The following is a 4,311-nucleotide window of genomic DNA, read 5'->3' as shown; positions in this document are numbered from 1 at the left end:
ACAATGACGGGTTTGTCCGTTGCCAACGCTTCTTTCAAAACAGCATCGAGGTCAGCAATCTTCTTGACCCGCAATCCTACCGCACCGTAGGCATCCGCCAGCTTGACGAAATCCGGCGTGGTATCCAGGTAACTCGACGCGTAGCGGCCTTCATAGAACAGGTCCTGCCATTGTCGGACCATACCGTGAAATCCGTTGTTCAAGATGACGATCTTGACCGGCAGTTTGCTCACCACCGCGGTCGCCATTTCCTGCATATTCATCTGAACACTGCCGTCTCCGGCGATACAGAGCACCAGCCGATCACGGAATGCAGCCTGTGCCCCCATTGCCGCCGGAAATCCAAAGCCCATCGTGCCCAGTCCACCTGACGTCAACCATCGGTTCGGCTTCGCGAGTTTAAAATACTGCGCCGCCCACATTTGGTGTTGTCCGACATCCGTCGAGACGATCGGATCCCGGTCCTTCGTCAGCTCATACAGCCGCTTGACTACCTGTTGCGGCTTGATTGGTCCGTCTGTCTTTTGGTGAAACGACAATGGGTGAGCCTGTCGCCATTCTTGAATCTGATCCCACCACGGCTTTCGGAGATCTTTTTGCTCACCATTGACCGTCGCGCGCAAGATTTGATTCAACTCACGGAGCACGGTCTTGCAGTCGCCGACGATCGGAATGTCGACATGGATGTTTTTCCGAATGGAGGTCGGGTCGATATCGACATGGATTACTTTTGCATAGGGACAGAACTCAGATACCTTCCCCGTCACCCGGTCGTCAAACCGTGCGCCGATGGCGATCACCAGATCGGAATAATGCATGGCCATATTGGCCTGATAGGTCCCGTGCATCCCGAGCATGCCCAGAGACAACGGATGCTCCCCTGGAAACGCCCCAAGGCCCATCAACGTCATGTCCACCGGGATCTGTGTCATCTCGGCCAGTTCAAGCAGTTCCTGTGAGGCTCCGGAGAAGATCACCCCGCCACCGACATAGAGAATCGGCTTCTTGGCCTTCATGATCGCTTCGGCCGCCTGTTTGATCTGCCATTTATTTCCTTCGTAGGTCGGGTTGTACCCGCGAATCGAAACAGAATTCGGATAAGTGAATTCTGCCTTGGCCATCGACACATCTTTCGGGATATCGACGAGGACCGGACCCGGCCGGCCTGTCGTCGCGATATAAAACGCCTCTTTGATCGTGGCCGCCAAGTCGTTCACGTCTTTGACGAGAAAATTGTACTTCGTGCAGGGCCGGCTCAAACCCACGTTGTCGGCTTCTTGAAAGGCGTCGTTTCCGATCAAACTCGTCGGGACTTGGCCACTGAAACAGACCACCGGTACCGAATCCATATAGGCATCGGCCAACGCCGTAATGACATTGGTCATGCCGGGGCCGGAGGTGACCAGACACACGCCGGCCTTCCCCGTCGCCTTCGCATATCCTTCCGCCATATGGCCCGCGCCCTGTTCATGGCGCGTCAAGATCACTTCAATATCTTTCTGCTGGTGAAGCGTATCGAAAATCTTCAACACGACTCCACCTGGAAGTGCGAAGAGTGTCTTCACCCCTTCCCGCTTCAGGCATTCAATGAAGATTTCAGCACCGGTGAGTTTCATGGCACCCTCCCTCCAACCGCGCGCATAAGGTCGACTGCCGATAGGGAGACCTTAAACGGGCACCCCTTGCGAAGCACGCATCATCGTGCAGAGATGTGTTTGAAATCAAGGGGGAAAGATTTGAGATCCTAGCATCCATAACGAAGGGTCGTCAATACAACTACTCACACCGCTCTCTGTGGCCGATGGGAGAAGAGACGAGGAGCCTCAAGCCAAGGAGCTTTTACTAGACGAAGAGCGTGGATGGATGACCTATAAGCCGGATTCTGTCCCGCAAAGAAGCTTCCTACTTTGCTTGAATGATCATTTCTCTGGGATTCGAGTTACCTCGAACCTCAAGCGACCTACCCGAAGACCCCGACCGGGCCAGTCGGTGCGCAGAGCCCCATGAAGAGTCCGCACATGTCTTCCTATTTGGTCTTGCACCGGGCGACGCTTACCGTGCCGGTGATGTCACCACCACCGCGGTGGGCTCTTACTCCACCGTTTCACCCTTACCTGAGCCGCAGCGACCAGATAATATCCCATCGCCTTGGCCATCGGCGGTTTGATTTCTGTGGTGCTGGTGTCGGATTGCTCCGCCTGGGAGTTACCCAGCGCCCTGCCCGTGGAGTCCGGACTTTCCTCCCGATGCGGAATGCACCGAGCGACCATCCAGTCTTCCACCCACGCCACGTCAGTATAAAAGAACGAAGCAGGTCGGGACAAGCAGACTGATACTCCTTATGTACACATAAGTAAGGGCAGTAGGGATCTTTACCTGCCACCGATTTCCGGTAATGGGGTGGCCGGCATCGGAGTTCTTTTTTGATAAATAGCCATGGCTTCCGGCATCCATTCTTTCAATTGGTCAATTCGAGTATCATGGCTCGGATGAGTCGATAAGAATTCAGCGGTGCCCTCCCCTCCCGACATGTGAGCCATTCGTTCCCAGAGCGCGACGGACTCGCGCGGGTCATACCCGGCATCGGCTGCCAAAAGAATCCCGACATAGTCTGCTTCTGATTCATGTTTTCGGCTGAAGGGCAGCAGCACGCCGACCTGTGCCCCCGCACCCAGCGCCGCCATCGTCGACTGACTGAGCATGGGATTCTTACTACTTAATCCGACAGCGGCACCAATGACTTGCAACCCAATATTGGTGACTTGCCCCTGGCTCATGCGCTCTGAGCCATGTCGAGCCAATGCATGCACCACCTCATGCCCCATTACAGCCGCCAAGCCGGCCTCCGTTTTGGCCATAGGGAAAATGCCGGTGTAGACCGCCATCTTTCCACCAGGCAGCGCAAAGGCGTTCGCCGTCTTATCATCCTTGATGACCGTGACTTCCCACTGAAATTGTTGAGCCATCTCCGCGTACTTTGACCGTTTCGCGGCCTCGATGATCCGAGCCGCGATCCGTTTGACCGGCTCAATCTCGCGAGGATCTTGCGACGGCCGCATTTTCGGATCGCTCTTGACCTGATTGTACGCCTGCGCCCCCATTTGTATTTCTTGATCGACCGACGTCATCAATAACTGCTTTCGCCCCGTATAGGGGTTGGTCTCGCATCCGGCTAAACCGATCCCCCACAAAAGAAGACAGCAGATGGATGTTATTCTCAGATGTGGTGTGACGTTCATCTTCGATCCTCCAACCAAACGAGTTTCAATGAACTCATCGTAGCTCAATTGACCACTATGGAATCCGTTGGTAGATTACCGCTCCCTAGGCACGTTTTCCAGGGGGAACAGGCGCTTCATGACTGTGCAGCATTCCCGCAACAGGATCGAGCGGATCGGCATTGACGAATCGGGAAAGGGCGATTACTTCGGTCCTCTGGTCGTCGCGGCCGTATTCGTTGACTCGACGACGCACGGCGAACTGAAGTTGATGGAGGTCCGCGACAGCAAGAAACTTTCTGACGGCAGAATCCTGGAAATGGCCCCCGACATCAAGACCATTTGCCCGCACAGCATCATCGCTATTGGACCAAAGAAGTACAACGAACTCTACACCAAGATTAACAATCTGAACCGCTTGCTTGCCTGGGGCCATGCCAAGACGCTTGAGAATCTACTGGAGCGAGGCGTGACCTGCGAGCGGGCGATTTCCGATCAGTTCGGTGATGAGCGACTGATCCTCAACGCGCTGCAAGAGAAGGGACGGAGGATCGTGCTGGAACAGCGGACTAAAGCCGAATCGGACTTGGCAGTCGCGGCGGCATCCGTCCTTGCACGGGCTGAATTTCTGATCAGACTGAAGCGATTGTCCGACGATGTCGGCACGACCCTACCCAAAGGCGCATCCCCGGCCGTCGAACTCGCCGCGAAGATGATCATCAAAAAACACGGGCGGGAACAGTTGGGATTGGTCGCGAAACTGCATTTCAAGACCACGCAAGCCGTGCTGGCAGGGTCGACCTAGCCTATTACTTCTCACTTCGACTCACGCACCCGTTCAGTCTTGACGCGAAGCCTAGCCCTTTTCCTCGCAGAGCATCGTGATGAAAGCTTCGTGCAATCGAGAGCAATTCCATTTCGGACCGCCGTTGCGTAGACTGCCCATACTCCTGTCCGGTGGTACTTCGGCGTCAACGCGTGTAGAATTATCGATGACAGCTGATCGTCAATAGCCAAGAGAGCTCCGATGCCGAATGGATTCACGAATGTGCCGGATTGGTTTGCGTGGGAAAATGCGGGCGGCGGCATTGCT

The 4,311-nt window shown here is 55.1% G+C and carries 4 protein-coding genes and 1 other RNA gene; 1 reads left to right on the top strand and 4 read right to left on the bottom strand.

Annotated elements, in window-relative coordinates; genetic code table 11:
* The 3 genes from ilvB to ACOSYY_RS15445 all read right to left on the bottom strand — a co-directional run.
* On the bottom strand, nucleotides 1-1,616 hold a 1,616-nt coding region (gene ilvB / locus ACOSYY_RS15455; protein ID WP_421663487.1), incomplete at its 3' end, for a biosynthetic-type acetolactate synthase large subunit.
* A 239-nt stretch (nucleotides 1,617-1,855) separates the two neighbouring features.
* Nucleotides 1,856-2,282, bottom strand: an RNA gene (rnpB, locus tag ACOSYY_RS15450) — RNase P RNA component class A.
* Between the two features lie 90 nt (nucleotides 2,283-2,372).
* Complete coding sequence (locus ACOSYY_RS15445) at nucleotides 2,373-3,239, bottom strand: M48 family metallopeptidase (protein ID WP_421663485.1); 867 nt, start codon at nucleotides 3,237-3,239, stop codon at nucleotides 2,373-2,375.
* A gap of 118 nt (nucleotides 3,240-3,357) precedes the next feature.
* On the opposite strand from ACOSYY_RS15445, the gene rnhC reads away from it, so the two are divergent.
* Entirely contained in the window at nucleotides 3,358-4,023 is a 666-nt protein-coding gene (gene rnhC / locus ACOSYY_RS15440) for a ribonuclease HIII (protein ID WP_421663483.1), read from the top strand.
* Nucleotides 4,024-4,034: 11 nt separating this feature from the next.
* Here the strand turns inward: rnhC and ACOSYY_RS15435 are convergent.
* The coding region (locus ACOSYY_RS15435; RefSeq protein ID WP_421663482.1) for a hypothetical protein at nucleotides 4,035-4,311 on the bottom strand (277 nt) is incomplete at its 5' end.

The sequence above is a fragment of the Nitrospira sp. BLG_2 genome (assembly GCF_049222245.1).
Note: the sequence above shows the minus strand (reverse complement) of the source record. Positions and strands in the feature narration are given on the sequence as shown.